Raw genomic sequence first — 26,563 nt, forward strand, 5'->3', positions numbered from 1 at the left:
CGTGGCCGAGGCACAGAGCCGCCGGGTGCTCATCGCGGAAGACGAGGCGCTCATCCGCCTCGACCTGCGCGAGATGCTCGTCGAGGAGGGCTACGACGTGGTCGGCGAGGCCGGCGACGGCGAGACCGCCGTCCGTCTCGCCGAGGAGCTCAGGCCCGACCTGGTCATCATGGACATCAAGATGCCGATCATGGACGGGCTGGCCGCCGCGGAGAAGATCGCCGGCGCCCGTCTCGCGCCGGTCGTCATCCTCACCGCGTTCAGCCAGCGGGACCTGGTCGAGCGGGCGCGCGCCGCGGGCGCGATGGCCTATCTGGTGAAGCCGTTCCAGAAGAGCGACCTGGTGCCTGCCGTGGAGATCGCGGTCTCGCGCTTCGCGGAGCTGGCGGTGCTCGAGGAGGAGGTCGCCACGCTGACCGACCGCCTGGAGACCCGCAAGGTCGTCGAGCGGGCCAAGGGGCAGCTCATGGCGACCTACTCGATGAACGAGCCGCAGGCGTTCAAATGGATTCAGCGCACCGCGATGGACCACCGAATGACCATGCGCGAAGTGGCTGATCGGATCATCACGGAAACCGCCACCGGTAACAGCACTGTAACCCCGGAGTCCTGACCTTTTACCTGCGCAGGGCCTGTCTGTGCAGGTAAAGCCTTGACTCGAATAACGGCTTGGTAACGGCGCTCAATCGGCTTGTGGCGCGGGCTATGATCCGCCAGTCCCGAGGGTCGGGACGGATTGCCGCCATGAGTTATTCGAGGAGCACCATTGCGTAGAGCCGTGATCATGCTCACGGCCTTCCTGGCCTGCGTGATGCTCTCCTTCGGTCTGGGCGCCACAAGCGCGTGGGCCGAAGGGGAAGCGCTGCAGGGGACGTTGACGAACAACGGCGCTCCGGTCGCCGGTGTCAAGATCAAAGCGTCTACCCAGGACGGCGCGCCCGCCGGTGAGGCCACATCCGACGAGCAGGGCAAGTGGAGTATCCCGGTCACCGGTCCGGGCACCTACAAGGTGGACCTCGATGTCGCGTCGCTGCCCGCCGGGGTCGGCCTGACCAACAACCGGCCCAGCCTGACGCCGACCGTCGCTGACGGGCAGGCGCGCAATGTGCTGTTCCCGCTCGGCCCGGCCGGCACCAGCATCGGCGGCGGCAGCCAGCCCGGCACGAACGACAGCGGGGGAGGCTCGTCGTTCGACCGGTTCGCCGACCTGCTGTACTCCGGCCTGCACTTCTCGCTGATCATCGCGCTCGCGGCGCTCGGCATCTCGCTGATCTTCGGCACCACCGGCCTGACCAACTTCGCCCACGGCGAGATGGTCACCCTCGGCGGCCTGCTCACGTTCCTGTTCAACGTGACGATCGGCATGCCGCTGGTGCTGTCCGGGATCATCTCCGTGGTCATCGGCGCCGCCCTGGGCTACTTCCAGGACCGCGCGTTCTGGGGCTGGCTGCGCAAGCGCCGCACCAACCTGGTGACCATGATGATCATCTCGATCGGTCTGTCGCTGCTGGTGCGCTACGTCTTCCTGTACTTCTTCGGCGGTGAGTCGCGCAACTTCGCCGACTACAACGCCCAGGCGGGCGAGCAGTTCGGGCCGTTCCTGATCGCGCCGAAGAACCTGATCGCCGACGGCATCGCCCTCGTCGTCCTCGCGGCCGTGTCGTTCGCGCTGGTCGGCACCCGGCTGGGCAAGGCGACCCGCGCGGTCGCCGACAACCCGGCCCTGGCCGCCGCGTCCGGCATCAACGTCGACCGCATCATCCGCCTCGTGTGGACGATCGGTGGCGGCCTCGCCGCGCTCAGCGGCGTCATCCTCGGCGCCTTCCAGGGCGTCGGCTTCCAGATGGGCTTCCAGATCCTGCTGCTGATCTTCGCCGCGGTGACCCTCGGCGGCTTCGGCACGGCCTGGGGCGCGCTGCTCGGCAGCCTCGTCATCGGGTTGTTCATCCAGATCTCCACGCTGTGGATCCCGACCGAGTTGAAGTCTGTGGGCGCCCTCGCGGTGCTGATCGTGATCCTGCTCTTCCGGCCGCAGGGCATCCTCGGTCGCCGGGCCCGGATCGGCTGAGGGGACGACCATGAACTGGAGCAGTATCTTCAGCGTGTCGCTGGAAGCCATCATCGGTTCCACGACCATTGCTTACGCCCTCGCGGCCATCGGTCTCAACGTCCACTTCGGCTACACTGGCCTGCTCAACTTCGGCCAGTCCGCCTTCCTCGGCGTCGGCGCCTACGGCATCGCGATCACCGTGGCCACCTTCGGGCTGTCACTGTGGCTCGGCGTCGCCATCGGCCTGGCCGCGGCGGTGGTCCTCGCGCTGCTGCTCGGTATCCCGACGCTGCGCCTGCGCGCCGACTATCTGGCGATCGTCACGATCGCCGCGGCCGAGATCATCCGGCTCTTCTACCGCGCCACCGACCTGCGCAAGTGGACCGGTGCCTCGGACGGCCTGCAGAGCTTCTCGCAGGACTTCTACGACCTCAACCCGTTCGCCGGGAGCAAGGGCGTCGACCTCGGGCTCATCACGTTCACCGACCGTGAGCTGTGGATCCTGGTCGTCGGCTGGACCCTCGTCGCGATCAGCTGCCTCGTGGTCTACCTGCTGATGAGCAGCCCCTGGGGCCGCGTGCTCAAGGCCATCCGCGAGGACGAGGACGCCGTGCGCAGCCTCGGCAAGAACGTCTTCTCGTACAAGATGCAGTCGCTGGTCCTCGGTGGCGTCATCGGTGCCCTCGGCGGTTTCGTCTTCGCCCTCGACCGGGCGGCGGTCCAGCCGGACACGTACGGCACGGAGTTCACGTTCTTCGCGTACACCATCGTCATCCTCGGCGGCGCGGCCCGCGTCTTCGGTCCGGTCGTCGGCTCGATGATCTTCTGGGTGCTGCTGGTCTTCATCGACTCCACGCTGAGCGAGGCGTCCAACAACAAGGTCTTCCCGGAGTGGTTCATGACCACCTCGCAGGCCGGCTCGGTCCGCTACATCCTGGTCGGTCTCGGCCTCATCCTGCTGCTGATCTACCGGCCGCAGGGCATCTTCGGCGACAAGAGGGAGGTCATGCTCGATGGACGTTGAGAAGTCCGATCGGGCCGCCCGGACGCGAGCCGTGCAGGCCCTGGCCGGTCTGCCGTGCGAGCCCGGCGTCCCGAAGCCCGACCCGATCCTCGTCGCCGACAACGTGGTGCGCCGCTTCGGCGGCCTCACCGCCGTCGACGTCAAGCACGTCGAGATCCAGCGCGGCTCCATCACGGCCCTCATCGGCCCCAACGGCGCCGGCAAGACGACCTTCTTCAACCTGCTCACCGGCTTCGACGCGCCCGACGAGGGCTCGTGGACGTTCAACGGCAAGTCGCTGTCGGGGGTGGCGGCCCACAAGGTCGCGCGGGCCGGCATGGTCCGCACCTTCCAGCTCACGAAGGCCCTGTCCAAGCTCAAGGTCATCGACAACATGCGGCTCGGCGCCACCGGGCAGCGTGGCGAGACCTTCTGGCGCGCGCTGCTGCCCGGCACCTGGAAGCAGCAGGAGGCCGAGGTCACGGCCCGCGCCGAGGACCTGCTCACCCGCTTCAAGCTCATCGCCAAGAGGGACGACTTCGCCGGCAGCCTCTCCGGCGGCCAGCGCAAGCTCCTGGAGATGGCGCGGGCCCTCATGGTCCAGCCGGAGATGGTCATGCTCGACGAGCCGATGGCCGGGGTCAACCCGGCGCTGACGCAGTCGCTGCTCGGCCACGTCAAGCAGCTGCGCGAGGACGGCATGACCGTGCTGTTCGTCGAGCACGACATGGACATGGTCCACGACATCAGCGACTGGATCATCGTCATGGGGCAGGGCGGCGTCATCGCCGAGGGCACCCCGGACAAGGTCATGGCCGACCCTCGGGTGATCGACGCCTACCTGGGCGCTCACCACGACGGCGCGGTCAAGACCGTCGGCGGCGAGGAGGTGGACGCCTCGACGCTGGACGAGTCCGGCGGCGACGTCACGCTGATCGGGGCCGTCGACGAGCTCTCCGATTCCGCTGAGAACGACCCGAAGGGGGGACTGGCATGACCGAATCCATCGAGGAAGACGCTCCGGTCGCCAGCAACGAGATCCTCGACCGCGGCGACCACCTGTCGCGTGCGGACGGGGCGGTCCTGCGGGCCGACGACGTCACCGCGGGGTACCTGCCGGGCGTCAACATCCTCAACGGCGCTGACCTGTACGTGCACGACGGCGAGCTGGTGGGCATCATCGGGCCCAACGGCGCCGGCAAGTCGACCCTTCTGAAAGCCATGTTCGGCCTGGTCAACATCCGCTCGGGGGCTGTCACCCTGCGCGGGGAGAACATCACCAACCTCAAGGCGCACGCGCTGGTGGAGCGGGGCATCGGCTTCGTACCCCAGAACAACAACGTGTTCGCCGCGCTCACCATCGAAGAGAACCTGCAGATGGGCACGTTCCTGAAGCCGAAGCGCTACAAGGAGCGCTTCGACTTCGTGACCCAGCTGTTCCCGACCCTGGCCGAGCGGCGCAAGCAGCGGGCCGGGCTCATGTCGGGCGGTGAGCGGCAGATGGTCGCCATGGCCCGCGCGCTCATGATGGAGCCGACCGTACTGCTGCTGGACGAGCCCTCCGCGGGCCTCTCGCCGGCGCTGCAGGACGAGGTGTTCTTCCGGACCAAGCAGATCAACTCGACCGGCGTGACGGTCGTGATGGTCGAGCAGAACGCCCGCCGGTGCCTGCAGATCTGCGACCGCGGTTACGTGCTCGATCAGGGGCGCAACGCCTACACCGCCTCGGGTCAGGACCTCATCAACGACCCGCGGGTGATCGAGTTGTACCTGGGCACGCTCGCCCGCGCCTGAACCATCGTTTTTGCTATCCCGCGCCCCCTCCGGGGGCGCGGGATATGTGTTTGTGACGCCTGCACGAAAAGGGCCCCACCGCTTCCGCGGTGGGGCCCTTCCGGTTATTCAGATCAGATCTTGCCGGTCTGGTACTTCACGTCCGACGTGAGCTTGTTGTTCGCGTCGTAGGTGTAGACACCGATGGTGGCCTCGGCCGGGTCACCGGCGTCGTTGAAGGAGATCGGGCCGCTCAGGCCGTCGTAGTCGATGTCCTTCTTGGCCTTGATCAGGTCGGCGCAGGACTTGAAGTCCGTGCACTTCTCGCCGCCCTTGGAGACGGTGATCAGGTGCTTCGCGATCTCGGCCGGGTTGTCGCTGCCGGCCTCGAGGGCCGCGAGGGCCGCGAGCATGGTGGCGTCGTAGGACTCGACGGCGTAGTTCCAGTCCTTCAGGTCCTTGTTGATCTCAAGGGCGCGCTTCTTGAAGTCGTCCTTGGTCGCGGCGCCGGGCTGGGTGCCCTTGAAGCCGGTCAGCGTGCCGGGCTGGAAGTCCTTCGAGTAGTCGGCGATGTTGCCGTCCACGAAGTACCACTTCTTGCTCTTGAGGCCGGCCTCGATCAGCTTGGGGACGATCTTCTTGGTCTCGTCGAAGCCGATGATCGCGATCGCGTCCGGGTTGGCGGCCTTGATCTTCGCCACGTCGGCCGAGAAGTCGGCGGCCTTCGGGTCGTAGGTCACCGAGACGGCGACCTTGCCGCCGCCGCTCTCGATCTCCGCCTTGGCGTTCTCGGCGAGCCCGGTGCCGTAGGAGTCGTTGAGGACCAGCATGCCGGTGGTGGCGTTGCCGTCCTGGACGATGAGGTCACCGAGGACGCGGCCCTGCAGCGTGTCCGGCGGAGCGGTCCGGAAGTACAGGCCCTTGTCGTTGTAGGTGGTCAGCGCCGTCGACGTGTTGGCCGGCGAGATCTGGACCACGCCCGCGCCGGTGATCTTGTCGATCACGGACAGCGAGACGGACGACGAGGCGGCACCGATGATGACGTCGGTCTTGTCCGTGAGCAGCTTGTTGACCGACTGGGTGGCGATGTCCGTGGAGGTGTCGCCCGAGTCCATGTGCTGGATCGTGACGGGCTTGCCCAGGACGCCACCGTTGGCGTTGATCTCCTTGATCGCGACGTCGACGCCGGCGAACTCCGGAGGGCCGAGGAAGGCCAGCGAGCCGGTCTGCGGCAGGATCGTGCCGATCTTCAGCACACCGTCGCCGGGTGCGGCGCCACCGGTGGTTGCGCCCGTGCTGGGGCTATCTGCATCGTCACCACATGCACTGAGTGCCAGGACGGCAGCGCTCAGCACGGCGACCGAGCGCCATGCGAGGTTGGGGCGGATCATCACCTGTCTCCTTTTTACAGCGCGGTAGGCGTGGTTGCGCCTAGATGCCAAGACGCTGATAGGGGCAGAACCTAATGAAACTAGGGGGCCTGCACTAGGCCTTCGGCCCAACACGCACCAGGAAGTTGCGCAGTCGTAATCTTCCTGTTCGGAATCCCTTTGTCAGGTCACCGCGCGGGGTCCTGTGCTGAGAAGTGTCATACCCCCCGACTAGGCTCGCAGTGTGACGGGTTCAACAGAGGACACCAGGCTCCTGCTGCTCGACGGCCACTCCCTGGCCTACCGGGCGTTCTTCGCCCTCCCCGCGGAGAACTTCTCCACGAAGACGGGACAGGTGACCAACGCCGTCTTCGGCTTCACCTCGATGCTGATCAACATGTTGCGGGACGAGAAGCCCACGCATGTGGCGGTCGCCTTCGACGTGTCCCGCCAGACGTTCCGCCTCGAGAAGTATGCGGAATACAAGGCCAACCGCTCCACGACCCGGCCCGAGTTCTCCGGCCAGCTCGACCTGATCAAGGAGATCCTCAACGCGCTGCGGATCCCCTTCATCGAGAAGCCGGGCTATGAGGCCGACGACGTGATCGCCACCCTGGCCCGCGAGGCCGTCGCCGAGGGCATCCCCACCTCGATCATCACCGGCGACCGCGACGCCTTCCAGCTGGTCAACGATCTCGTGACGGTGCTCTATCTCAAGCGCGGCGTCTCCGAGATGGACCGCATGACCCCCGCCAAGGTCGAGGAGCGCTACGGCATCCCGCCGTCGCTCTACCGGGCGAAGGCCGCCCTCGTCGGCGAGGACAGCGACAACCTCCCCGGCGTCCCCGGCGTCGGCGACAAGACCGCCGCCAAGTGGATCCTGCAGTTCGGCGACCTCGACGGGATCATCGCCCGGGTCGACGAGATCAAGGGCAAGGCCGGCGAGAGCGTGCGCGCCCACCTCGCCGACGTCATGCGCAACTATGAGCTCAACGGCCTCGTCGACACCCTCGAGCTGCCGATGGCCCCCGAGGAGCTGCGCTGGCGCGGCTGGGACCGCGAGGCGGTGCACCAGGTCTTCGACGCCCTCGAGTTCCGCATCCTGCGCGACCGGCTCTATCAGTATCTCGACGCCGTCGAGCCCGAGGCCGAGAGCGGCTTCGACCTGTCCGGCACCATCCTGCGCAGCGGCGAGGGCGACGGCGTCGGCGCCTGGCTCGGCGAGCACGCGCCCGCCGGCACCCGGGTCGGCGTCGCCGTCGCCGGCAAGTTCGGCCGCGGCACCGGCGAGGTCACCGGCATCGGCCTCGCCGTCGCCGACGGCCCGGCCGCCTGGTTCGACCCGACCGAGCTCGACGCCGCCGACGACGCCGCCGTGGGGGAGTGGCTCGCCGCCGAGGACCGGCCCAAGGTCCTGCACGACGTGAAGCCGGCCCGGCTCGCGTTCGGCGTCCGCGGCTGGGACCTGCGGGGGGTGGCCAGCGACACCGCCCTGGAGGCCTATCTGGCCCGCCCCGACCAGCGCTCCTATGACCTCAACGACCTGGCCCTGCGCTATCTGAAGCGGGAGCTGCGGGTCGACACCCCGGACAACGGGCAGCTCGCGCTCGACGGCCTCGGTGGCAACACGGGCGAGGCCGAGGAGAATCTCATGCTCCGCGCCCGCGCCACCCTCGACCTCGCCGCGGCGATCACCGAGGACCTGGAGCGCGACGGCGACTCCTCGGCCCGGCTGCTCGCCGAGGTCGAGCTGCCCCTGGTCACCGTCCTCGCCGAGATGGAGAAGGTCGGCATCGCCGCCGACACCGACTATCTCAGCGAGCTGGAGTCGCGGTTCGCCGCCGACGTCAAGGGCGCCGCCCAGGGCGCCTATGACGTGATCGGCCGGGAGTTCAACCTCGGCTCGCCGAAGCAGCTGCAGGAGATCCTGTTCAACGAGCTCGGCCTGCCGAAGACCAAACGGATCAAGACCGGCTACACCACCGACGCCGAGGCGCTGCAGAATCTGCACAAGCAGACCGAGCACCCGCTGCTGGAGCACCTGCTGCGGCACCGCGACGTGGCCAAGCTCAAGACCACCGTCGACGGGCTGCTCAAGTCGATCAGCGACGACGGTCGCATCCACACCACCTATTACCAGACCGTCGCGGCCACCGGCCGGCTCTCCAGCACCGACCCCAACCTGCAGAACATTCCGATCCGCACCGAGGAGGGCCGGCAGATCCGCCGCGCCTTCATCGTCGGTGAGGGCTTCGAGACCCTCCTCACCGCCGACTACAGCCAGATCGAGATGCGGATCATGGCGCACCTGTCGAAGGACGAGGCGCTGATCGAGGCATTCAACTCGGGCTTCGACTTCCACGCCGCGACCGCCTCGTCGGTCTTCTCGATCCCGGCCGCCGAGGTCGTCCCCGACCAGCGCCGCAAGATCAAGGCGATGAACTACGGCCTGGCCTACGGCCTGTCCTCCTACGGCCTGGCCTCCCAGCTCGGCATCACCCCGGCCGAGGCCACGGTCCTCATGGAGGAGTATTTCGCCACGTTCGGCGGGGTCCGCGACTATCTGCGCCAGATCGTCGTGCAGGCCCGCCGCGACGGCTACACCGAGACGGTCCTGGGCCGCCGGCGCTACCTGCCGGACCTCAACAGCGACAACCGGCAGCGCCGCGAGATGGCGGAGCGGATGGCGCTCAACGCGCCGATCCAGGGCTCGGCCGCCGACATCATCAAGGTCGCCATGCTCCACGTGGACGCGGCCCTGCGCGCCGCCGGCCTGCGGTCCCGCATGCTCCTGCAGGTCCACGACGAGCTGGTGTTCGAGGTGGCCCCCGGCGAGCACGACGCCGTGGAGTCCCTCGTCCGCGAGCACATGGGCGCCGCCTATCCGCTCGACGTGCCGCTGGGCGTGTCGGTCGGCTCGGGCCGCGACTGGAACGCCGCGGACCACTAGGGCTCCGCTCGGGCTGAGGGCGCCCGTCGACCTGGGTTGGTCGACGGGCGCCCGCCCTCGTTTGGCTGCTTGTCGTCCGGGTGTGCCGCTTCGGGTGTGCCGCTTCGGGTGTCAGGCCGGTTTGGTGGCGACGAAGATCGCCGTTCCGGGGAAGATCCTGCCGCGCAGCGGGCTCCACTGCCCCCAGGTGCCGTTGTGGCCGTCGGGCCACTCCGGCTCCACCAGGTCGTCGAGGACGAAGCCCGCCGAGACCAGTTCGCGGATGCGGTCGCCCAGCGTGCGGTGCTGCTCGACGTAGGTGGGCACGTGCGCCTCGTCCTCCTCGACGTACGCGCGCCGGTCGAAGTACGAGTGCACCGCCACCAGGCCGCCCTCGCCCGGGTCGTCGAGGAACACCCACCGCATCGGATGGGTGATCGAGAACGCCCAGCGGCCGCCCGGGCGCAGCACGCGGAACACCTCACGCATGACCCGGCCCGAATCGGCGACGAACGGGACCGCGCCGAACGCCGTGCACGCGACGTCGAACACGCCGTCGCCGAACGGCAGGGCGGTCGCGTCGGCCTGCAGCAACGGCACAGGTACACCCGATCGGGTGGTCCCGGCGGCCGCCTGACGGAGCATCCCGGCCGACAGATCGCTGGCGACGACCCGCGCGCCCTGCGTACGGAGCCACCGCGAGCACGACGCGGCGCCGCAGCCGATCTCCAGGACGTCCTTGCCGGCGACGTCGCCGAGGAGCCGCGCGTCGGCCTCACGCAGGCCCTCAGGGCACCAGACGAAGTCGACGTCACCGAGGAACGCGCCGTGTTCGGCCTGGTAGGCGTCGGCGTCAGCGTCCCACCAGCCCCGGCTCGCACGGCGGCTCTCGGCTGGGTTCACTGCGCGTCGTGTGACGCCTGCGTCTGGTGACATTTCCATGGACTGCAACGGTAGGCCCCGCAAAAGTCGGCGGATCGGGTCTGGGGGAGGGTTGGACCATGTGGTATTGCGCAGGGTAGGCTGATCGGTGCACTCGTGGGTTGTGCGCCTCGGCATGGAGCAGGCTCACGGTCGTCCGACACATCCTGAGCTTCCAATGCACTGATCCTGCACTGCGACAGGCGGGTTGTGCCCGGCGATGATCCGCGAGAGCGCAGGTCCACCGAAGTCACCCACCGACCGGAGCAACAACCCACATGACGAGCAGCATCGAGGCCACCTCGAGCGCCAGCAGCAACAAGGTCGTCGACGAACTCGCGTCCGATGAGGCGTTCCTCGCCGCGATCGACGAGACCATCAAGTACTTCAACGACGGCGACATCGTCGAAGGCACCGTCGTCAAGGTCGACCGGGACGAGGTCCTGCTCGACATCGGCTACAAGACCGAGGGTGTCATCCCCTCGCGCGAGTTGTCGATCAAGCATGATGTCGACCCTGCTGAGGTCGTGTCGGTCGGTGACCACATCGAGGCCCTGGTCCTTCAGAAGGAGGACAAGGAAGGGCGCCTGATCCTCTCGAAGAAGCGCGCGCAGTACGAGCGGGCGTGGGGCACGATCGAGAAGATCAAGGAAGACGACGGCATCGTTCGCGGTTCCGTCATCGAGGTGGTCAAGGGTGGTCTCATCCTCGACATCGGGCTCCGCGGCTTCCTGCCGGCGTCCCTGGTCGAGATGCGTCGGGTCCGCGACCTGCAGCCCTACGTGGGCCGCGAGCTCGAGGCGAAGATCATCGAGCTGGACAAGAACCGCAACAACGTGGTCCTGTCCCGCCGCGCCTACCTCGAGCAGACCCAGTCCGAGGTGCGCACCGAGTTCCTGCACAAGCTGCAGAAGGGCCAGGTCCGCAAGGGCGTCGTGTCCTCGATCGTCAACTTCGGTGCGTTCGTCGATCTCGGTGGCGTCGACGGTCTGGTCCACGTGTCCGAGCTGTCCTGGAAGCACATCGACCACCCGTCCGAGGTTGTCGAGGTCGGCCAGGAGGTCGAGGTCGAGGTGCTCGACGTCGACCTGGACCGTGAGCGCGTCTCCCTGTCGCTGAAGGCGACCCAGGAAGACCCGTGGCGCCAGTTCGCCCGCACCCACGCGATCCAGCAGATCGTCCCGGGCAAGGTCACCAAGCTCGTCCCGTTCGGTGCGTTCGTCCGCGTCGACGACGGCATCGAGGGCCTGGTCCACATCTCCGAGCTGGCCGAGCGTCACGTGGAGATCCCCGAGCAGGTCGTGCAGGTCGGCTCCGACGTCATGGTCAAGGTCATCGACATCGACCTCGAGCGTCGCCGGATCTCGCTCTCGCTCAAGCAGGCCAACGAGGGCTTCGTCGAGGGCGAGGAGCACTTCGACCCGACCCTCTACGGCATGTCGGCCACCTACGACGAGCAGGGCAACTACATCTACCCGGAGGGCTTCGACCCGGAGACCGCCGAGTGGATGGCCGGCTTCGAGAAGCAGCGTGAGGCGTGGGAGCAGCAGTACGCTGAGGCCCGGCAGCGCTGGGAGGCCCACACCAAGCAGGTGCAGACGGCCCGCCAGGCCGACGCCGCCGAGCCCGCCGCGACTGCCGCGGCCGGCGCGACGAGCAGCGGCCCGGTGACCTCGTCGACCCCGACGGCGGCTCGCGCCCCGGAGGAGCCGGCAGGCACCCTCGCCACCGACGAGGCTCTCGCCGCTCTGCGCGAGAAGCTGGCCGGCGGCAAGAGCTGACAGCTCGCACAACATGAGGCAGGGCCCCGCAGCCGGTTTCGGCTACGGGGCCCTTCCCCTTTTCCGCCACCCATGATCCGGAAGACTTGTTGTCGCCAGGACAGCAACAACGCTTCCTGATCACGCGCCGGACGGCGCTCTGGGACGCACGCCGCTCCCTGAGGACAGAACCCGTCCTGTGCCGACGATGTCCGGCAGTTTGCTCGTGGTGCCGCCCGCCACGGACGGCAAGCCACGAACGCTGACCCGAGGCGGGCTGAGCGGGCTGAGCGGGCTGAGCGGGCTGAGCGGGCCAAGCGGGCTGAGCGGGCTGAGCGGGCTGAGCGGGCTGAGCGGGCTGAGCGGGCTGAGCGGGCCAAGCGGGCCAAGCGGGCCAAGCGGGCTGAGCGGGCTGAGCGGGCCAAGCGGGCCAAGCGGGCCAAGCGGGCCAAGCGTGGCGCACGATGTCAGGCCCGGCACGCGCGTCTGAACGCGGCCGGACCGGTGCTGGCGGCCGCGTGACGGTCGCCAGCACCTGCAGAGCCGGCCTACTTGACGCCGGCGACGTCCATGGCGCGGAGCTCCTTCTTCAGCTCGGAGACCTCGTCGCGCAGGCGGGCGGCCAGCTCGAACTGGAGCTCGCGCGCTGCCCCGAGCATCTGGTCGTTGAGGTCCTGGATGAGGGTGGCGAGCTCGGCACGGGCCATGCCCGCGCGGGCCGGGGTCGCGGAGCCGGCGGAGCCCTTGGTGCCGCCGCCCTTCTGGCGGGCGCGGGTGTTCTCGGGGGACTTGCCGCGGCTCATCTGCCGGCCGCCGCCGACCGTGATGGCGCCGCCCGGGCCGTGGCCGCTGACGGCGCCGGCGGTGTCGTCGGCCTCGCGGTAGATGTCGTCGAGGATGTCGCCGAGCTTCTTGCGCAGCGGCTGGGGGTCGATGCCGTTGGCGGTGTTGTAGGCGATCTGCTTGTCGCGGCGCCGGTTGGTCTCGTCGATGGCGAGGGTCATCGACGGGGTCATCTTGTCGGCATACATGTGGACCTGGCCGGAGACGTTACGCGCGGCGCGGCCGATGGTCTGGATGAGGCTGGTGCCGGAGCGCAGGAAGCCTTCCTTGTCGGCGTCGAGGATGGCGACGAGGCTCACCTCGGGCAGGTCGAGGCCCTCGCGGAGCAGGTTGATGCCGACGAGGACGTCGAACTCGCCGCGGCGCAGCTCCCGCAGCAGCTCGACACGGCGCAGGGTGTCGACCTCGGAGTGCAGGTAGCGCACGCGGATGCCGTGCTCCAGCAGATAGTCGGTGAGGTCCTCGGCCATCTTCTTGGTCAGGGTGGTGACGAGGACCCGCTCGTCGAGCTCGACCCGCTGGTTGATCTCGTGCATGAGGTCGTCGATCTGGCCCTTGGTCGGCTTGACGACGACCTCGGGGTCGATGAGGCCGGTCGGGCGGATGACCTGCTCGACGAACTCGCCCTGGGTGCGGCCCAGCTCCCACGGGCCCGGGGTGGCCGACAGGTAGACGGTCTGGCCGACCCGCTCCTCGAACTCGTCGAAGCGCAGCGGCCGGTTGTCCTGGGCGCTGGGCAGCCGGAAGCCGTGCTCGACCAGGGTGCGCTTGCGGGAGGCGTCGCCCTCATACATGCCGCCGATCTGCGGGACGGTGGCGTGCGACTCGTCGATGACGGTGAGGAAGTCGTCGGGGAAGTAGTCGAGCAGGCAGTGCGGCGGGCTCCCCGCCTCGCGGCCGTCGATGTGGCGGGAATAGTTCTCGATGCCGTTGCAGAAGCCGACCTGGCGCATCATCTCGATGTCATACGTGGTGCGCATGCGCAGCCGCTGCGCCTCCAGGAGCTTGCCCTCGCGGTCGAGCTCGGCGAGGCGCTCCTCCAGCTCCACCTCGATCTGGGAGATCGCCCGCTCCATGCGCTCGGGACCGCCGCCGTAGTGCGTCGCGGGGAAGATCATCAGCTGGTCGACCTGGCGGATCTCGTCGCCGGTCAGCGGGTGCAGATAGGACAGGCGCTCGATCTCGTCGCCGAAGAACTCGATGCGGATCGCGAGCTCCTCATAGGCGGGGATGATCTCCAGCGTGTCGCCGCGGACCCGGAACGTGCCGCGGTTGAACGCGAGGTCGTTGCGCGTGTACTGGATGTCGACCAGCCGCCGCAACAGTTTGTCCCGCTCCAGCTCCTGGCCGACGGTCACCTTGGCGGCCCGGTCCAGATACTCCTCGGGCGTGCCCAGACCGTAGATCGCGGAGACGGTCGCGACCACGATGACGTCGCGCCGGGTCAGCAGGCTCATCGTCGCGGAGTGCCGCAGCCGCTCGACCTCCTCGTTGACCGACGAGTCCTTCTCGATATAGGTGTCGGTCTGCGGGATGTAGGCCTCGGGCTGGTAGTAGTCGTAGTAGCTGACGAAGTATTCGACCGCGTTGTTGGGCATGAGCCCGCGGAACTCCGTGGCCAGCTGTGCGGCGAGGGTCTTGTTGTGGGCGAGCACGAGCGTCGGGCGCTGCAGCCGCTCGACGAGCCACGCGGTCGTCGCGCTCTTGCCGGTGCCGGTCGCGCCGAGCAGCACCGAGTGCCGCTCGCCGGCCCGGACGCGACGCGCCAGCTGCTCGATGGCAGTGGGCTGGTCTCCGGACGGGACGTATTCGCTGACCACCTCGAAGCGGTTGTCCAAGCGGGGGATGTCGAGCGCCATGACCCAACCGTACGCGGGGGGTATGACAACTTTCGGGGTCCTCGCCCTGGGTGGTCGATCGTATTCAACCTGACGATTGTGTGGGGAAGATCACCGGACTACCGTAGACACGTAGGCCGCTCGCGGCGGCCGACCGGAGAGCCGGCGTGCCACTACACGGCACGCCCTCCCGGCGCCAGGTTGCTGCCCCGAGCCCGTCACGGCCGGCGAGCGCACCGTGGTGGGATCGCGCGACACGCGCGACCGGCCGCCGCGAGCGCCCCCTGCGTCAGCTCCCGCCCTGCAGGGCGGGCCAGGCCGCCGTGACCGCCGCGTCCAGTTCCTCGGGCGTGCCGTCGTTCTCGATCGCCACGTCCGCCACCGCTCGGCGCTCCTCGTCCGTGGCCTGTGCCGCGATCCGGGCGCGGGCCTCCTCCGGCGTCATGCCGCGCAGCCGCACGAGCCGGTCGAGCCGGGTGGGCAGGGACGCGAAGACGACGACGACCACCTCGTACAGGCCGGACATCCGCTTCTCGACGATGAGCGGCACATCGTTGACGATGACGGCGTCCTGCGGCGCGGCGGCGATGAGCTCCGCGGTCCGCGCCCTGACGAGGGGGTGCACGATGCCCTCGAGGGTGGCGCGTGCCTCGTCGGAGCCGAAGATCCGGCTCGCCATCGCGGTCCGGTCCAGCGCCCCGTCCGGGGTGAGGACGCCGTCGCCGAACGCCTCGACGATCGCGGCCAGCCCGGGCGTGCCGGGCTCCACGACCTCGCGGGCGAGGCGGTCCGCGTCGATGACCACGGCGCCGAGCGCGGCCAGCCGGGCCGCCACGGCGCTCTTGCCGGCACCGATGCCGCCGGTCAGCCCCACCATCCTCATCGGTCCATCACAGCAGAGCCGGTGGCCGCGCCGCGAACCGGACAGGTGACCGCCCGGCGTGTACACCGCAAAACCGGCAATTGTAGAGATAACCTCCGTTCTGAGGAAGACCCTCAGAAGGACAAAACGGGGCGAACATGACACAGGGGCGACACTGCATCGGCCGGCCGGGCCTCGGGCGCCGCGACATCACCATGATCGTGGCGGCCGCGGAGGTCACCGAACGCAGGCCACGGCACCGGCGCGACCGCTCGGTGCGGCGGGCGACGACCGAGGCCGCCGGGATTCTGGCGGCTGCGGCGGTACTGGCGCTGCTCGCCGTCAGCGGCTGGTACACGGCGTCGGGCGCGACCGCGGTCGTGCAGATGCTCGCCCGCTGAGTGAGCATCTGAGCGAGCCGCTGAGCGAGCCGCCGGCCCCGACGTCGACCGGCGCCGCCGCCAAAGGCTGAGCCATCAGCCGTGGCGCAAGGCGCGGGCTGTCAGCGATACTCTGCCCGGGCGAGTGCACGAGTGCCGTGCGCAAGTGCACGACCTGCACCCACGCCAGGACCAGAAGGACACGCTGCATGGAGCCGGGACACCCCCCACGGCAGGATCCACCGACGGAGCCGAGCCGCGACCAGGTCAACGGGTCGCCACCGCGACCCGGCAGCCGGCGTGGCTGGATGTCGGACTCGCCGCTCGACGGCGGCTCCGGCTGGCCCACCTCGGCCTACGCGATCGTGCCCCGGCAGGCCACCCCGCAGCCCCCGCCTGCACCGCCCGCCCCGGAGGAGGTATCCCAGGAAGCGCCGCCGGCGGAAGTCGTAGAAGCGCCGCAGGAGGAGCCGCCCAGCCGCCGCTGGCGGATCGCGGCCCTCGTCATCGGCCTGATCGTGCTCATCGTCGCCGCCGTCGGCGGGGTCCTGGCCACGCGCGGCTCCGGCAGCGACTCCGAGGTCCCGGCCGGTGAGACACGCGCGGTCACCGCACCCGCGACGCGGCAGACGACACCCGCCGCGACGGCGACCGCCGAAGCGTCCGCGTCCGTGACCCCGAGTCTCGACGCGAGCGGATCGCCGGTGCCCGCGACCAGCGGCACGCCCGACCCGAGCGCCGTCGTGACCAGCCCCGTCGTGCCGGGCGCCGGCACCGACGTGCTGCGGGCGGGCACCGTCCGGATGACCGTCATCGCCGGGCAGGCGGACGAGACCTTCGACTTCGACAGCGGCGCCAAGCAGGCGCCGGGCGCCGACGCGGCCGCCGGGGCACTCGGCCTGACCGCCGTGGGCGGCGCGGCCTTCGCCCCGGTGCTGCAGGCGCCGACCCTCGCCGTCTGCTCGGCGGTCCCGGCCGCCCAGTGGACCGACCGGGTCCTGCTCAGCGCGCTGCTGCCCACCACGAAGGTGTGCGTCCGCACCGGGGACCAGCGCTACGGCTGGTTCAGCCCCCGGTCCGGCGACGCCGTGATCAGCGGCCAGCTCTACACCACGTATCTCGACTTCACGGTGTGGAAGAAGGCCGGCGACTGACCGCTCAGGCGGGCACGTCGACGAAGTGCTCGACGGTCGGTGCGCCGTCGAAGAACGGCCCGATCAGTCCGCGCCACTGCGTGAAGCGGTCGGTGGCGCGGAAGTTGTCCAGGTGCGCGTCGACCGAGTCCCACTCGACCAGCAGCACGAACCGGCTCGGTGACTCGACGCCGCGCGTCATCCGCACCGACCGGCAGCCGGGGGTGGTGGCGAGCAGCGCATGCCCCTTCGCATACGCCTCGGCGAACTCTTCCTCGCGACCCGCGAGCACTTCGATGAGCGCAACTTCCAAGACCATTCGGACAGGGTAGGGGACATCGTGCTCGACTGGCTCACCTCCACCGCCTTCCACGCTTTCGGTGCCCCGACCACGTGGGCGGAGCTGCTGGGCTTCCTGACCGGTCTCGTCACGGTCTGGCTGGTCGTGCGGCAACACATCGCGAACTGGCCGATCGGGATCGCCAACGTGCTGCTGCTCATGGTCGTGTTCCAGCACATCGGCCTCTACGGCGACGCCTGGCTGCAGGTGGTCTACGTGATCCTCGGTGCCTACGGCTGGTGGCGCTGGAGGCCCGGGGCCACGACGGTGGTGCGTCGCACGACCCGCGTCGAGTGGGGTGCGCTCGTCGTCGCCGGTCTGCTGCTCACCGTGACGCTGTGGTGGTACCTCGACCGGTTCACCGACTCCACCGTGCCGCTGCCGGACGCCGCGACCACGGCGGTGTCGCTGCTCGCGACGTACGGGCAGACCCGCCGCCTCGTCGAGAGCTGGTGGCTGTGGATCGCCGTCGACGTCGTCTACGTGCCGCTGTACGGGTACAAGGACCTGTGGCTCACCGCGGTCCTCTACCTCGCGTTCCTCGCCCTCTGCGTCCTCGGGCTGCGGGCGTGGCGGCAGGCCCTCGACGCCCAGCGCGCGACGGTCCCCGCGTGACCCACGGCCTCGTCGTCGGCAAGTTCTACCCTCCGCACGCCGGCCACCACCTCCTGATCGATGCCGCCGCCCGTACGTGCGACCGCGTCACCGTCGTCGTCGCACCGTCGAGCGCGGAGTCCATCCCGCTGGAGCTCCGCCTCGGGTGGCTGCGTGAGGTGCACGCGTCCAGCCCGCACGTGCGCTTCGCCGGCGTGTACTGCGACCTGCCCATCGACTACGACGACCCGGACATCTGGCAGGCGCACTATGAGGTGTTCCGTGGCGCCGCCGGTCCTGACCGGGTCGACCTGGTGTTCTCCTCCGAGGCGTACGGCGACGAGCTCGCCCGCCGGTTCGACGCCCGGCACGTGCCGGTCGATCCGGCCAGGCTCGGCGCCCCGGTCTCGGGCACGGCGGTGCGCGCGGATCCCGTCGCCAACTGGGCGTTCCTCGCCCCGCCGGTGCGCGGCTGGCTGGCCCGCCGGGTGGTCGTCGTCGGCGCCGAGTCGACCGGCACCACCACCCTGGCACGTGCCCTGGCCGCCCAGCTCAGGCTGCGCGGCGGAGCGTTCGCCGGCACGCGCTGGGTCCCGGAGTACGGACGGGAACTCACCGAACTGAAAATGGCCGGCGGTGTGAAGGTCGAGGACCTGGTCTGGGACCGCGAGGACTTCCTGACCGTCGTGCGGGAGCAGAACGCCGCGGAGGACGCCGCCGCGCGGGCCGGCGGGCCGCTGCTCATCTGCGACACCGACGCGTTCGCGACCGCGATCTGGGAGGAGCGCTACCTCGGCTCCTCCTCGCCGCAGGTCCGTGCCGCCGCCCGCGAACCGGCCCTGTACCTGCTGACCCCCGACGACGACGTGCCGTTCGAGAACGACGGGATGCGCGACGGCGAGCATCTGCGGGGATGGATGACCGGGCGGTTCCGCGCCGAGCTCGCCGCCCGTGGGGTGCCGTGGATCGAGCTCACCGGGGCGTACCGGACGCGCCTGCGCACCGCCCTCGCCGCCTGCGACGAACTGCTCGGCAAGGGTTGGCGGTTCGCCGCGCCGCAGCTGCCCCGCCGGCGGTAGGGCGCCCGCCGGGAAATGTCGGTGGGTGCTGTTATGGTCCCGCGCATGAGGCACATCACGACGTTCGCCGGGCTTCCGGTGATGCAGTTCGGCCCCGGCGTCGTCGACAAGCTGGACGCCGAGGGCACCCCGCGCAGCGCCGTCGCGTGGCGGATCGAGACGGACTATGAGGACAGTGAGGACGTGTTCCGCGAGATCCTCGACCGGTGCCTCGACGTCGTCGGCGGCGAGTCCGTCCACGCGCTGGTCATCGGCCAGTGGGGCGAGGCGTATGACACCGCGGCGCCGCTGCATCTGCTCACCGCCGCCCGTGCCCGGCTGCCCCACCTGCGGGCGCTGTTCCTCGGCGAGATGACGGGCGAGGAGTGCGAGATCTCCTGGATCACCCACTCCGATGTGGCGCCGCTGCTCGCCGCGTTCCCGGGGCTGGAGATCCTGCGCATCCGCGGTGCCACCGGGCTGACCCTGTCGCCGGTGCGGCACATGCGCCTGCGTGAGCTGGCGGTCGAGAGCGGCGGCCTGCCCGCGGGCTTCCTGCGCGGCGTCCTGGACTCCCACCTGCCCGCCCTGACCGACCTGGAGCTCTGGCTCGGCGTCAGCGAATACGGCGGCGACATCACGGCCGAGGACCTGGCGCCGGTGTTCAGCGGCGCGGGCCTGCCCCGGCTGCGCAGGCTCGCGCTGCGCAACGCGGAGATCGCCGACCAGGTCGCGACCGCGCTCGCCGGCGCCCCTGTCGTGCCGCGCCTCGAAGAGCTCGACCTGTCCATGGGCATCCTGTCCGACCGGGGCGCCGAGGCGCTCCTGCTCGGCCAGCCGCTGACCCACCTGAGCAGGCTCGACCTGTCCCACCACTTCATCTCGGCCGAGCTGGCCGCCCGGCTCCGGGCCGAGCTGCCCGGCGTCGACGTCGACCTGTCCGACGAGCAGGAGGCGGAGGACGAGGGCGAGCGCTACACGGCAGTGTCGGAATGACCACCGTCATCGTCGTGGGCGTCCCCGGCCACCGGCGGGTCAGGCTGTTCCGCGACGCGGCCGTCGCCGCGGGCCTGCCCGAGCCCACCATGGTGAGCTGGCGCGACGTCTGCGCCGATGACGTTCCGCTGCCCCCGGGAAGCGGCGACGGGGCCGGCGTGCCCCAGGAGATCGGCGACGAGGTCGGCGTGCCCTTGGAAAGCGGCGACGGGGTCCGCGCGCGTCCGGGAGGTGGCGAGCCCGCGGGTGGGGATGGGGGCGCCGGCCTGTTCGCTGCCGGCGCCTCGGGTGCGGGCGTTGCCATGCTCTCGGGCGGCGCCGCTCGGTGGGGCGACGGCGTGCATCAGGGCTTCGGTGGGCAGGTGTGTGCCGGGGTGCCGGCAGGTCCCGGTGCGGGGACGGGTGTTGGCGGGCCAGGGATCGCCGGGCCTTTTGCGAGTTCGGGCGGGTCTGTGGGTGTCGGCGGTGGCGGGGCGACGTGGGTGCGGCTGGAGTCGCCGGGCGAGGATGTCGAGATCGACCGGCTGCTGCGGGGCGCGGCGACCGGGGCCGCGCACGGTGAGATCGTCGGGCTGGGTGCGTGGCATCGGGGTCTGGTGGAGGCGGCCCGTCGGGTCGAGGGGTGGGGCCTGCCGATGCTGACGGCGGTGGACGAGCTCGAGGTCATGTTCGACAAGCGGCGTTGCCATGCGCTGTTGCGGTCCCGGGGTGTGGCCGTGCCTGAGGCGTTCACTGCGGCCGGCTATGAGGAGATCCGCGACCGCGGCTGGCGGCGGGTGTTCGTCAAACCACCGCACGGCTCGTCGGCGTCCGGAGTCATCGCCCTCGCCTTCGGCGGGCCGCGGACGAGCGGCGGATCACGGGAGAGCGGGGTGCGGGCGAGCGGCGGATCACGGGAGAGCGGGGTGCGGGCGAGCGGCGGATCGGGCGAGAGCGGGTCGCGGGCGGGCGGCACGGTCCTCGGCAGCGCTGGATCGCGGGGGAGTGGCACGGTTTCGGAGAGCCGCGGTTCGAGGGACGGCGGTTCGGGGAGCAGCGGTTCGGGGGACGGCGGGGCGCGAGACAGCGGCGGGGTGCGGGGAAACGGGCGGCGGATCAGTGCCTACACGTCCGCGGTCCTCGACGACGGGCGGCTCTACAACGAGCTGAAGGTCCATCACTACACCGATGAGCGGACCGTCGCCGCGATCATCGACCGGCTCGCCGTGGACGGGCTGCACGTCGAGCGGTGGCTGCCGAAGGCGTCGCACGACGGGCTGGTGTTCGACCTGCGGGTGCTCGTCGTCGCGGGTCGGGTCAGCCACGTCGTGGTGCGCACGGGAGAGTCCCCGATGACCAACCTGCACCTCGGCAACGCCCGCGGCGACCTGCCCGGGGTCCGGGCCGCGGCGGGGGAGGAGCACTGGGCCGCCGCGATGCGCACCTGCGAGGCGGCGGCGGCCTGCTTCCCCGGGACGCTGCACGTCGGTGTCGACCTGATGTTCGGGCGCGACTACAGCAGCCACGCGGTCGCCGAGGTCAACGCGTTCGGCGACCTGCTGCCGGGGCTGCTCGTCGACGGCCGCGACACGTATGCCGCGGAGATCGACGCCCTCCTGTCCGGCCGGTTCCCCGTCGCCGTGGCCGGCGGGTGTGCGGCGGGCGTGCGGTGAAGGCGCTCATCGGCAGTCATGACCTGCTCCTCGTCACGCTCGACACCTTGCGGCACGACGTGGCTGCCGGGGAGCTGGCGGCGGGGCGGACGCCCAACATCGGCAAGGTGCTGCCCGGCGGGGTGTGGGAGCGGCGGCACACGCCGGCGTCGTTCACGTATGCGGCGCACCACGCGTTCTTCGGTGGGTTCCTGCCGACACCGGTGACGCCGGGGCCGCACGAGCGGCCGTTCGCGGCGAGGTTCCCGGGCAGCACGACGGTCGGCGGGCGGACGTGGGAGTTCGACGCGCCCGACGTGGTCAGCGGGCTGCGGGCGGCCGGGTATCACACCATCTGCGTCGGCGGGGTCGGCTTCTTCGCGATGACGTCGGCGCAGGGCGGGGTGCTGCCGGGGCTGTTCGACGAGGCGCACTGGACGCGGGAGTTCGGCGTCACCAACCCGGCGTGCTTCGAGGCCCAGCTCGACCGGCTCGAGACGGTGCTGCCCGCGCGGGGGCCGCTGTTCACGTTCGTCAACGTCGCCGCCATGCACCAGCCCAACCGGCACTACCTGCCCGGCGCGGCCGAGGACACGGTCGCGTCGCACGCGGCGGCACTCGAGTACGTCGACCGGCACCTGCCGGTGCTGTTCAGGCTGGTCACGTCGCGGGGGCGGCCCTGTCACGTGATCATGTGCAGCGACCACGGCACGGCGTACGGGGAGGACGGGCACACCGGGCACCGGTTCGCGCACGAGGTCGTGTGGACGGTGCCGTATGCGGAGTTCACGCTCGAGCCAGGGGAGTGGTGATGCTCGGTTCGCCGTATCAGGGGTATCTGTACGCATACCCGCACAAGACCGCGTACCGGCCGCTGCGCCCGAGGCCGAGGCTCGCCGACGTGTGGGCCGCGGAGCCGGTGGACGCGTTGTTCCTGTACGTCCACGTGCCGTTCTGCGAGATGCGGTGCGGGTTCTGCAACCTCTTCACCCGCGCCCGCCCGCCCGAGGAGCAGGTCACCGCCTACCTCGACCAGCTGCGCCGGCAGGCGGGCCGGGTCGCGGCGGCGGTGCCGGGCGCGTCGTACGCGCGGGCCGCGATCGGCGGCGGGACCCCGACGTATCTGACCGCGGCGGAGCTGACCCGTCTGTTCGACGTCCTGGCCGAGGCCGGGCTGCGGCACGTGCCGATGTCGGTCGAGACGTCGCCCGCCACCGCGACCGCCGACCGCCTCGCGGTACTGCTGGAACGCGGCACGACCAGGGTCAGCATCGGCGTGCAGAGCTTCCTCGACGCCGAGGCGCACGCCGCCGGCCGGCCGCAGCACCGGGCCGAGGTCGACCGCGCGCTGGACACGATCCGCGCCGCCGGGCCGGTCGAGCTCAACATCGACCTCATCTACGGCATCCCCGGGCAGAGCGTGGAGACCTGGACGGAGTCGCTGCGCACCGCGCTGACCTGGCGGCCCGAGGAGCTGTACCTGTACCCGCTGTACGTGCGCCCGATGACCGGCCTCGGCCGGCGCGCACCCGGCACGGCCGACCCCGAGCGCGCCCCCGGCCCGGCCGACCCCGAGCGTGCACCCGGCACGGCCGACCCGGAGTGGGACGCGCAACGGCTGCGGCTCTACCGGCACGCCGTGGACCTGCTCGCCGAAGCCGGCTACGAGCAGCAGTCGATGCGCGCATTCCGCCGCCGCGACGCGCCGGGCGTGGGCGGGCCGGGCGTGGGCGGGCCGGGCGTGGGCGGGCCGGGCGTGGGCGGGCCGGGCGTGGGCGGATCAGACAAGGGTGCGGCCGGGCCGGAGTACTGCTGCCAGGACGACGGGATGGTCGGCCTGGGGTGCGGGGCCAGGTCGTACACGACGGAGCTGCACTACTCGTTCGACTACGCGGTGAGCGTCCGGCAGGTCCGCGGCATCCTGGACGACTACCTGCGACGACCGGCGGAGGACTTCGACTTCGCCGAGGTCGGGTTCACCCTCGACGGCACCGAGCAGCGCCGCCGCTGGCTGCTCAAGTCGCTGCTCAGAGCGTCTGGCGTCGACCCGGCCGGATACGCGCGGCGGTTCGGCACCGGCGTGGACGACGACTTCCCGGCGCTCGGCCGGCTCCGCGACACCGGCCACCTCGACGGGCACCGGCTCACGAGGGAGGGCCTCGCGTACTCGGACGCGATCGGCCCCTGGCTCATCTCCGAGGACGTCCGCGCCGCCATGGCGGGACACGTGCCGCGATGAGGATCCTCTACCGGGGGCCGCTGGCGAGCTGCAACTACGACTGCCCGTACTGCCCGTTCGCCAAGCGGCGCGACCCGCCCGACCTGCTGCGCGAGGACCGCAGGGCGCTGGAGCGGTTCACCGGCTGGGTCGCGGCGCACCCCGGGGAGCCGGTCGAGGTGCTGTTCACGCCGTGGGGTGAGGGGCTGACCCGGACCTGGTACCGCGACGCGCTCATCCGGCTGTCGCACCTGCCGCACGTGGGGCGGGCCGCGATCCAGACCAACCTCGCGGGACGGCTCGCCTGGGTCGCCGACGCCGACCCGGACACGCTGGCGCTGTGGTGCACGTACCACCCCGGTCAGGTGGCGCGGGACAGGTTCCTGGCGCAGCTCGCGGTCCTGCGGCGGCACGGGATCCGGCACTCGGTCGGCGTGGTCGGCCTGCCGGAGCACCTCGTGGAGGCGGTGGCGCTGCGGGAGACGCTGCCGCCCGACGTGTACCTGTGGGTCAACGCCGCCGACGGGCACACGTACTCGCCGGAGGAGGAGGCGGCGTGGACGGGCGTCGACCCGTTGTTCGGCTACAGCGTCAGGCCGCACCCGTCGCGGGGCGCCGCCTGCCGCACCGGCGACGAGGTGATCTCCGTGCTGGGCGACGGCACGGTCCGCCGCTGTCACTTCGTGCCGGACACGCTCGGCAACCTGTACGACGGGACCTGGCGGCGGACGAGGGAGCCCTGCCCGAAGGGTGAGTGCGACTGCCACATCGGCTACGTCCACCTGCGGACCCTGCCGCTGTACGACGTGTTCGCCGGCGGGATCCTCGAACGCGTCCCCCACGAACGGCCGCTCTGGTCCGTGCCGCGAAGGGCACTGACAGACACGTGAGGGGCCGCCGGATCGGCGGCCCCTCACGAGCAAGACGACGTCAGGCGTGCGACCGCTTCCGGGCCACCCGCTCGCGGTCCTTCTGGTCGAGCATGACCTTGCGGATGCGCACGGCGGTCGGGGTGACCTCGACGCACTCGTCCTCGCGGCAGAACTCGAGCGCCTGCTCCAGGGTGAGCTTGCGCGGCGGGATCAGCTTCTCCGTCTCGTCGGAGGCCGACGAGCGCATGTTGGTGAGCTTCTTCTCCTTGGTGATGTTGACGTCCATGTCGTCGGCGCGGGAGTTCTCGCCGACGATCATGCCCTCGTACACCTCGGTGGTGGGCTCGATGAACATGGAGCCGCGCTCCTGCAGGTTCATCATCGCGAACGGGGTCGCGACGCCCGCCCGGTCGGCGACGAGGGAGCCGGTGGCCCGCATGCGCAGCTCGCCGAACCACGGCTCGTACTTCTCGAAGACGTGGTGCAGGATGCCGGTGCCGCGGGTGTCGGTGAGGAACTCGGTCCGGAAGCCGATGAGGCCACGCGCCGGGACCAGCCACTCCATCCGGATCCAGCCGGTGCCGTGGTTGACCATCTGCTCCATGCGGCCCTTGCGGGTGGCGAGCAGCTGGGTGATCGCGCCGAGATACTCCTCCGGGGCGTCGATCGTGAGGCGCTCGACCGGCTCGTGGACCTTGCCGTCCACCTCGCGGGTGACGACCTGCGGCTTGCCGACGGTCAGCTCGTAGCTCTCGCGGCGCATCTGCTCGACGAGGATGGCCAGGGCGAGCTCGCCACGGCCCTGCACCTCCCACGTGTCGGGGCGCTCGGTCGGCAGGATGCGCAGCGACACGTTGCCGACCATCTCCCGGTCGAGGCGGTCCTTGACCAGGCGGGCGGTGACCTTGGTGCCCTTGACCTTGCCGGCGAGCGGCGAGTTGTTGGTGCCGATGGTCATCGAGATCGCCGGCTCGTCGACGGTGATGAGGGGCAGCGCGACCGGGTTCTCCGCGTCGGCGAGGGTCTCGCCGATCATGATCTCGGGGATGCCGGCGAGCGCGATGATGTCGCCCTGCCCGGCCTCCTCGGCGGGCTTGCGCTCCAGGCCCTGGGTCATCAGCAGCTCGGAGATCCGCACGTTCTGCACGGTGCCGTCGGTGCGGATCCAGGCGACGGTCTGACCCTTGCGGATCCTGCCCTCGCGGACCCGGCACAGCGCGAGACGGCCGAGGAACGGCGAGGCGTCGAGGTTGGTGACGTGCGCCTGCAGCGGCGCGCCCTCCGTGTAGGACGGGGCGGGGATCGTGTTGAGCAGCGTCTGGAACAGCGGCTGCAGGTCGTCGCTGTCGGCCGGGACGGTGCCGTCCTCCGGCTGGCTCAGCGAGGCGACGCCGTCGCGGGCGCACGCGTAGACGATCGGGAACTCGATCTGGTGCTCGTCGGCGTCGAGGTCCAGGAAGAGCTCATACGTCTCGTCGATGACCTCCTTGATCCGCGCGTCGGGGCGGTCCACCTTGTTGATCACCAGGATGATCGGGAGGCGGGCCTTCAGCGCCTTGCGGAGCACGAACCGGGTCTGCGGCAGCGGGCCCTCGCTGGCGTCGACGAGCAGGACGACGCCGTCGACCATGGTCAGGCCGCGCTCGACCTCACCGCCGAAGTCGGCGTGGCCGGGCGTGTCGATGATGTTGATGGTGGTCGGGTCTCCACCGTCGGCGGGGACGTAGCGCACGGCGGTGTTCTTCGCGAGAATGGTGATGCCCTTCTCGCGCTCCAGGTCCATCGAGTCCATCACCCGGTCGACCTGCTCCGCGCGCGCGTGGAACGCGCCGCTCTGCCGCAGCATCGCGTCGACAAGGGTGGTCTTGCCGTGGTCGACGTGAGCGACGATGGCGACGTTGCGGAGGTCTGAACGGGTCTGCATGACCTCCATTGTCTCAGGCGCCTCCGTGGAGCCGTCACGCACAGTGCGCGATGTGACGTATGGCGCCC

General features: G+C 70.4%; 21 protein-coding genes and 1 pseudogene. 16 read left to right on the top strand and 6 right to left on the bottom strand.

Annotated features, from left to right (window positions below; genetic code table 11):
* Window position 1 precedes the first annotated feature (1 nt).
* From ACZ6TV_RS32675 to ACZ6TV_RS32695, 5 genes are all read left to right on the top strand, one after another.
* Entirely contained in the window at window positions 2–613 is a 612-nt protein-coding gene (locus ACZ6TV_RS32675; protein ID WP_465301201.1) for an ANTAR domain-containing response regulator, read from the top strand.
* Window positions 614–766: 153 nt separating this feature from the next.
* The gene (locus tag ACZ6TV_RS32680) at window positions 767–2,068 is read left to right on the top strand and encodes a branched-chain amino acid ABC transporter permease (RefSeq protein WP_465301203.1); all 1,302 of its coding nucleotides are present in this window, start codon (window positions 767–769) and stop codon (window positions 2,066–2,068) included.
* Between the two features lie 10 nt (window positions 2,069–2,078).
* Complete coding sequence (locus ACZ6TV_RS32685; protein WP_465301205.1) at window positions 2,079–3,074, top strand: branched-chain amino acid ABC transporter permease; 996 nt, start codon at window positions 2,079–2,081, stop codon at window positions 3,072–3,074.
* Window positions 3,064–4,050, top strand: coding sequence for an ABC transporter ATP-binding protein (locus ACZ6TV_RS32690; RefSeq protein ID WP_465301207.1), 987 nt, complete (start codon window positions 3,064–3,066; stop codon window positions 4,048–4,050). Before ACZ6TV_RS32685 ends, ACZ6TV_RS32690 begins: the two co-directional genes overlap by 11 nt.
* Window positions 4,047–4,847 (top strand): ABC transporter ATP-binding protein, encoded by an 801-nt coding sequence (locus ACZ6TV_RS32695; RefSeq protein ID WP_465301209.1) that lies wholly within the window; start codon window positions 4,047–4,049, stop codon window positions 4,845–4,847. Before ACZ6TV_RS32690 ends, ACZ6TV_RS32695 begins: the two co-directional genes overlap by 4 nt.
* A 113-nt stretch (window positions 4,848–4,960) precedes the next feature.
* Here the strand turns inward: ACZ6TV_RS32695 and ACZ6TV_RS32700 are convergent, their stop codons facing one another.
* Window positions 4,961–6,217, bottom strand: coding sequence for an ABC transporter substrate-binding protein (locus ACZ6TV_RS32700; RefSeq protein WP_465301211.1), 1,257 nt, complete (start codon window positions 6,215–6,217; stop codon window positions 4,961–4,963).
* 223 nt (window positions 6,218–6,440) lie between these two features.
* Here ACZ6TV_RS32700 and polA point away from each other — a divergent pair, with 223 nt between their 5' ends.
* A complete protein-coding gene (gene polA / locus ACZ6TV_RS32705; RefSeq protein ID WP_465301213.1) occupies window positions 6,441–9,146 on the top strand; it encodes a DNA polymerase I in 2,706 nt (901 codons plus the stop codon).
* A gap of 111 nt (window positions 9,147–9,257) precedes the next feature.
* On the opposite strand, the gene ACZ6TV_RS32710 is transcribed toward polA, so the two are convergent.
* Window positions 9,258–10,061, bottom strand: coding sequence for a class I SAM-dependent methyltransferase (locus ACZ6TV_RS32710; RefSeq protein ID WP_465301556.1), 804 nt, complete (start codon window positions 10,059–10,061; stop codon window positions 9,258–9,260).
* A gap of 263 nt (window positions 10,062–10,324) precedes the next feature.
* Between ACZ6TV_RS32710 and rpsA the strand changes: the two genes are divergently transcribed.
* Window positions 10,325–11,827, top strand: a complete 1,503-nt coding sequence (gene rpsA / locus ACZ6TV_RS32715; protein ID WP_344503470.1) for a 30S ribosomal protein S1 — start codon at window positions 10,325–10,327, stop codon at window positions 11,825–11,827.
* A 527-nt stretch (window positions 11,828–12,354) separates the two neighbouring features.
* On the opposite strand, the gene uvrB is transcribed toward rpsA, so the two are convergent.
* Together uvrB and coaE are read right to left on the bottom strand one after the other, a co-directional pair.
* Complete coding sequence (gene uvrB, locus ACZ6TV_RS32720) at window positions 12,355–14,508, bottom strand: excinuclease ABC subunit UvrB (protein WP_465301215.1); 2,154 nt, start codon at window positions 14,506–14,508, stop codon at window positions 12,355–12,357.
* 292 nt (window positions 14,509–14,800) lie between these two features.
* Window positions 14,801–15,370: pseudogene (gene coaE, locus ACZ6TV_RS32725) on the bottom strand (dephospho-CoA kinase); the annotation flags it as partial.
* A 137-nt stretch (window positions 15,371–15,507) separates the two neighbouring features.
* On the opposite strand from coaE, the gene ACZ6TV_RS32730 reads away from it, so the two are divergent.
* Both ACZ6TV_RS32730 and ACZ6TV_RS32735 read left to right on the top strand, forming a co-directional pair.
* The gene (locus ACZ6TV_RS32730) at window positions 15,508–15,750 is read left to right on the top strand and encodes a hypothetical protein (protein WP_465301217.1); all 243 of its coding nucleotides are present in this window, start codon (window positions 15,508–15,510) and stop codon (window positions 15,748–15,750) included.
* Window positions 15,751–16,037: 287 nt separating this feature from the next.
* Entirely contained in the window at window positions 16,038–16,883 is an 846-nt protein-coding gene (locus ACZ6TV_RS32735) for a hypothetical protein (protein ID WP_465301219.1), read from the top strand.
* A gap of 4 nt (window positions 16,884–16,887) precedes the next feature.
* Here ACZ6TV_RS32735 and ACZ6TV_RS32740 read toward each other — a convergent pair whose 3' ends face one another.
* Window positions 16,888–17,181 (bottom strand): antibiotic biosynthesis monooxygenase family protein, encoded by a 294-nt coding sequence (locus tag ACZ6TV_RS32740; RefSeq protein ID WP_465301221.1) that lies wholly within the window; start codon window positions 17,179–17,181, stop codon window positions 16,888–16,890.
* 21 nt (window positions 17,182–17,202) lie between these two features.
* On the opposite strand from ACZ6TV_RS32740, the gene pnuC reads away from it, so the two are divergent.
* From pnuC to ACZ6TV_RS32775, 7 genes are read left to right on the top strand one after another with little or no spacing between them, the layout of a single operon-like run.
* Entirely contained in the window at window positions 17,203–17,817 is a 615-nt protein-coding gene (gene pnuC / locus ACZ6TV_RS32745; RefSeq protein WP_465301223.1) for a nicotinamide riboside transporter PnuC, read from the top strand.
* Window positions 17,814–18,875, top strand: a complete 1,062-nt coding sequence (locus tag ACZ6TV_RS32750; protein WP_465301225.1) for an AAA family ATPase — start codon at window positions 17,814–17,816, stop codon at window positions 18,873–18,875. The genes pnuC and ACZ6TV_RS32750 overlap by 4 nt, the downstream gene beginning before the upstream one ends.
* Before the next feature lie 45 nt (window positions 18,876–18,920).
* Window positions 18,921–19,850: an STM4015 family protein gene (locus tag ACZ6TV_RS32755; RefSeq protein WP_465301227.1), complete on the top strand. Its 930-nt coding sequence runs from the start codon at window positions 18,921–18,923 to the stop codon at window positions 19,848–19,850.
* Window positions 19,847–21,502: an STM4014 family protein gene (locus ACZ6TV_RS32760; protein ID WP_465301229.1), complete on the top strand. Its 1,656-nt coding sequence runs from the start codon at window positions 19,847–19,849 to the stop codon at window positions 21,500–21,502. Before ACZ6TV_RS32755 ends, ACZ6TV_RS32760 begins: the two co-directional genes overlap by 4 nt.
* Entirely contained in the window at window positions 21,499–22,293 is a 795-nt protein-coding gene (locus tag ACZ6TV_RS32765) for an STM4013/SEN3800 family hydrolase (protein WP_465301231.1), read from the top strand. Before ACZ6TV_RS32760 ends, ACZ6TV_RS32765 begins: the two co-directional genes overlap by 4 nt.
* A complete protein-coding gene (locus tag ACZ6TV_RS32770; protein WP_465301233.1) occupies window positions 22,293–23,720 on the top strand; it encodes an STM4012 family radical SAM protein in 1,428 nt (475 codons plus the stop codon). Before ACZ6TV_RS32765 ends, ACZ6TV_RS32770 begins: the two co-directional genes overlap by 1 nt.
* Window positions 23,717–24,589 (top strand): STM4011 family radical SAM protein, encoded by an 873-nt coding sequence (locus ACZ6TV_RS32775; RefSeq protein ID WP_465301235.1) that lies wholly within the window; start codon window positions 23,717–23,719, stop codon window positions 24,587–24,589. Before ACZ6TV_RS32770 ends, ACZ6TV_RS32775 begins: the two co-directional genes overlap by 4 nt.
* Window positions 24,590–24,629: 40 nt before the next feature.
* Here ACZ6TV_RS32775 and typA read toward each other — a convergent pair whose 3' ends face one another.
* Window positions 24,630–26,495 (bottom strand): translational GTPase TypA, encoded by a 1,866-nt coding sequence (gene typA / locus ACZ6TV_RS32780; RefSeq protein WP_465301237.1) that lies wholly within the window; start codon window positions 26,493–26,495, stop codon window positions 24,630–24,632.
* Window positions 26,496–26,563 lie beyond the last annotated feature (68 nt).

The sequence above is a fragment of the Dactylosporangium sp. NPDC051087 genome (assembly GCF_055586325.1).

What these genes read in the sequence shown, in the direction of transcription:
- ACZ6TV_RS32695 (WP_465301209.1), top strand. Translation starts at nt 4,047, where the DNA reads ATGACCGAATCCATCGAGGAAGACGCTCCGGTCGCCAGCAACGAGATC.
- rpsA (WP_344503470.1), top strand. Translation starts at nt 10,325, where the DNA reads ATGACGAGCAGCATCGAGGCCACCTCGAGCGCCAGCAGCAACAAGGTC.
- ACZ6TV_RS32735 (WP_465301219.1), top strand. Translation starts at nt 16,038, where the DNA reads ATGTCGGACTCGCCGCTCGACGGCGGCTCCGGCTGGCCCACCTCGGCC.
- ACZ6TV_RS32755 (WP_465301227.1), top strand. Translation starts at nt 18,921, where the DNA reads ATGAGGCACATCACGACGTTCGCCGGGCTTCCGGTGATGCAGTTCGGC.
- uvrB (WP_465301215.1), bottom strand. Translation starts at nt 14,508, where the DNA reads ATGGCGCTCGACATCCCCCGCTTGGACAACCGCTTCGAGGTGGTCAGC.
- ACZ6TV_RS32760 (WP_465301229.1), top strand. Translation starts at nt 19,847, where the DNA reads ATGACCACCGTCATCGTCGTGGGCGTCCCCGGCCACCGGCGGGTCAGG.
- typA (WP_465301237.1), bottom strand. Translation starts at nt 26,495, where the DNA reads ATGCAGACCCGTTCAGACCTCCGCAACGTCGCCATCGTCGCTCACGTC.
- ACZ6TV_RS32700 (WP_465301211.1), bottom strand. Translation starts at nt 6,217, where the DNA reads ATGATCCGCCCCAACCTCGCATGGCGCTCGGTCGCCGTGCTGAGCGCT.
- ACZ6TV_RS32730 (WP_465301217.1), top strand. Translation starts at nt 15,508, where the DNA reads ATGACACAGGGGCGACACTGCATCGGCCGGCCGGGCCTCGGGCGCCGC.
- ACZ6TV_RS32690 (WP_465301207.1), top strand. Translation starts at nt 3,064, where the DNA reads ATGGACGTTGAGAAGTCCGATCGGGCCGCCCGGACGCGAGCCGTGCAG.
- ACZ6TV_RS32740 (WP_465301221.1), bottom strand. Translation starts at nt 17,181, where the DNA reads ATGGTCTTGGAAGTTGCGCTCATCGAAGTGCTCGCGGGTCGCGAGGAA.
- ACZ6TV_RS32710 (WP_465301556.1), bottom strand. Translation starts at nt 10,061, where the DNA reads ATGTCACCAGACGCAGGCGTCACACGACGCGCAGTGAACCCAGCCGAG.
- ACZ6TV_RS32685 (WP_465301205.1), top strand. Translation starts at nt 2,079, where the DNA reads ATGAACTGGAGCAGTATCTTCAGCGTGTCGCTGGAAGCCATCATCGGT.
- ACZ6TV_RS32770 (WP_465301233.1), top strand. Translation starts at nt 22,293, where the DNA reads ATGCTCGGTTCGCCGTATCAGGGGTATCTGTACGCATACCCGCACAAG.
- ACZ6TV_RS32775 (WP_465301235.1), top strand. Translation starts at nt 23,717, where the DNA reads ATGAGGATCCTCTACCGGGGGCCGCTGGCGAGCTGCAACTACGACTGC.